Raw genomic sequence first — 2,953 nt, 5'->3', positions numbered from 1 at the left:
CCAGTTTGAGCCCCGATGGCCGTCATGCGCTGATCTTCAGTTTTGGCAAGACTGCAAAAATCTATAGTGAGGAGGAAGACGGATCATGGGAAGTTAAAGCTAACATTACCCATGAGGGTGGGATCCTCTCAGCTACCTTCGATGCTAACAGTCATCATCTGGTAACCACTAGTGAAGATCGTAAGGCGAAAATTTATAACCTGCAAGACGATGGTTCATGGCAAAAGGCAGCCGTAATTTCTCATCGTGATTTTGTCTACTCAGCCAACTTCAGCCTCGATGGCAGCCATGTGGTGACCGAAAGTGAGGATGGCACGGCAAAAATCTATAGTCTCCAAGACAGTGGATCATGGTTAATAAAAGCTGCTATTCCACACGAGGTGGCGATCACCTCGGCCAACTTCAGCGCCAATGCTCGCCATGTGGTGACTGCCAGTCATGATGGAACGGCAAACATCTATGGCCGCAATGGCGAGGGATTATGGGTAAAAAAGAAAACCATTGTTCACAATGATCGCGTCCATTCAGCCACCTTCAGTCCCGATGGTTGCCTTGTTGTGACCGCCAGTTACGACAAAACGGCAAAAATTGTTGGTCTGGTGGCTAATGGATCATGGGTAGAAAAAGCCACCATTCAACACAATAGTGCAGTCGTCATAGCCACCTTCAGCGCCGATGGTCGGTATGCTTTGACCGTCAGTGCAGATATGAAGGTGAGAATCACTGAACTAAGAAAGGGAGGAACAATGGATGATCGAATGAGCATAAAACCCTCTAAAAGCAGGGAACCATTAGAAGCACTTTTGCAGAAATGAACGTGCGAAGCGTTTTCCCGGATCAGGGCGCTGTTTTTGCTGAGTTTCACTGACTTCAATGTTTTGAACTTTCACTCTGAAATCGGTTCTAAGCTTTCAATCCATTTAAATGTCCTTTCTAACCGAGGATAAATACTAACTTTTAAGGCACAGACATGCATTTCACGAACAGCCATTCCAGCATTGACGCTTCACTCTCGTCAACCTTGAAGCAAACTCGACTGAAGGAAACACCAAGAGGTGTCAGTGTGAGCAGGGAGGTGACTGTACAAAACAGCATTGAACCTGCATTCTTCCATTTACCCGTAGAGATTCATTCCAAAATCATTCGCTGCCTGGATTTTCGAGGGGTTACCCGTTTAGCAAAGGTATGCAAATATCTTCACACTCTTGTAAAACAGGACAGGGCTGTGGAAAGCGCATGGTTTCGACGGTTCCCTGAACCACACCAATATCAACTCAAGACCCTCATTACGGCAAAAGATGATCAACAACTCTGTGATTGGTTGAAGCCGATTGTGAATAAGGAGGCTGTCGAGTCACTCGTAAAACAACGAAATAATGCTTACTTTCCCGCTCTGCTCCTTTTTACCAACAGTCAACGGATGTCTCAATGTGAACAGTTTGAGTTAGTGGAAAAAGCCAAAATATCCCAGAAGTACCACATCAAGGGCGGCAATTTCAGCCCCGATAGCCGCCATGTAATGACCGTTGCGGATAATGTAGCGAAAATCCATAGTCAGAAGGCCGGTGGATCATGGGAAGAGAAAAACACTATTTGCCATAAAAGATTCATCAAATCAGCCAACTTCAGTCCCGATAGCCGTCATCTGGTGACTGCCTCTCCTTATGGCAAAGCGAAAATCTGTGATCTGGGAGACGATGGATCATGGGAAGAAAAAATCACCATTTCTGATAACACTACGCTCCGGTCGGTCAATTTCACTTCTGATAGCCGCCATGTGGTGACCGCCAATTGTGGTGATGCGACGGTGAGAATCTATGGACTGGAGACCGGTGGACTATGGGAAGAAAAAACCACCATTCAGCATAATTTTCCGGTTGTGTTTGCCAGCTTAAACTCCGATGGTCATCATCTGTTGGTCGCCGATCGAAAGCACACTGCCGCCATTTACGTTCAGGACGACGATGGAACGTGGACAGTAAAAGACACCTTTACCCATGGGGATACTATCTATTGTGCCACCTTCAGCACCGATGGTCGCTACCTGGTAACAAGCAGTAGTGATGGTAAGGCAAAAATCCGTGGTCTGCAGACCGATGGATCATGGAAAAAAATAACCACCATTTCCCATGGTAAAACAAACGTATTCGCCGAATTCAGCAGCGATGGCCGCCATTTGTTGACCTTCAGTACAGATGGCACGGTGAAGATCTATGGCCATAAGGCACCTGGATCATGGGTAAAAGAAGCCATTATTTGGCACGATGGGGAACTCAACTCAGCCCGGTTCAGCGCCAGTGGCCGTCATGTGGCCGCCTGTATTGCTAACACGGCGTACATTTATAGCCATGAGGCCCCCGGATTATGGGTAAAAACAGCCACCATTGCCCACGAAGATGCGATCTGGTCAGCTACCTTCAGTCCTGATGAATGCCTTGTGGTGACTGCCAGTGATGATAAAACGGCAAAAATTTATGGTTTGGGAGCCAATGGGTCATGGCTGGAAAAGGCCATCATTTCCCACAAGAATTGGATCACCTCAGCCTCCTTCAGTGCCGATAGCCGACACGTGTTGACCGCCGGTTTTGATTGTGAGGCGACAATCACTGAACTAGGTTGGAAAGATTGACGATCTAGTGGAACCAGGCATGAACCCTCGAAACAACAATGACAGCAATGTCGGTTCACTCTCTTCAACATCCGGGCGGCCTCAATGGTAGTAACCCTATCGATGTGTATGATGGCTTTGTCACTCCAGGTTTCACATATACAGCTCTCTGCTCAACAGTCGTCATCACAACCCGCATTCGACGATTCAGGTGAACCTCATCCGGGCCAGGTAATCGCCCTGCTGTAGCTCTGTCATCGTCCCTGAGTTCATCGCTCTTCTCAAACCGGTTTTTACGACAGTCATCAGGTATAAAACATCGGCGTTTCAGTAAAATTTCTGCAT

At 47.3% G+C, this 2,953-nt stretch carries 3 protein-coding genes; 2 read left to right on the top strand and 1 reads right to left on the bottom strand.

The features are described 5' to 3' along the window. Positions 1 to 815 (top strand): WD40 repeat domain-containing protein (locus KDK18_RS02695; RefSeq protein WP_257253014.1); only part of this gene is annotated, 815 nt, incomplete at its 5' end. Between the two features lie 155 nt (positions 816 to 970). Then, positions 971 to 2,629, top strand: a complete 1,659-nt coding sequence (locus KDK18_RS02690; protein WP_257253011.1) for an F-box/WD40 repeat-containing protein — start codon at positions 971 to 973, stop codon at positions 2,627 to 2,629. 64 nt (positions 2,630 to 2,693) lie between these two features. On the opposite strand, the gene KDK18_RS02685 is transcribed toward KDK18_RS02690, so the two are convergent. Beyond that, on the bottom strand, positions 2,694 to 2,953 hold a 260-nt coding region (locus tag KDK18_RS02685), incomplete at its 5' end, for a hypothetical protein (protein ID WP_257253010.1).

This window comes from Endozoicomonas sp. SESOKO3, from assembly GCF_024606255.1.
This window is presented reverse-complemented; position numbering and strand designations above follow the sequence as displayed.

What these genes read in the sequence shown, in the direction of transcription:
- KDK18_RS02690 (WP_257253011.1), top strand. Translation starts at nt 971, where the DNA reads ATGCATTTCACGAACAGCCATTCCAGCATTGACGCTTCACTCTCGTCA.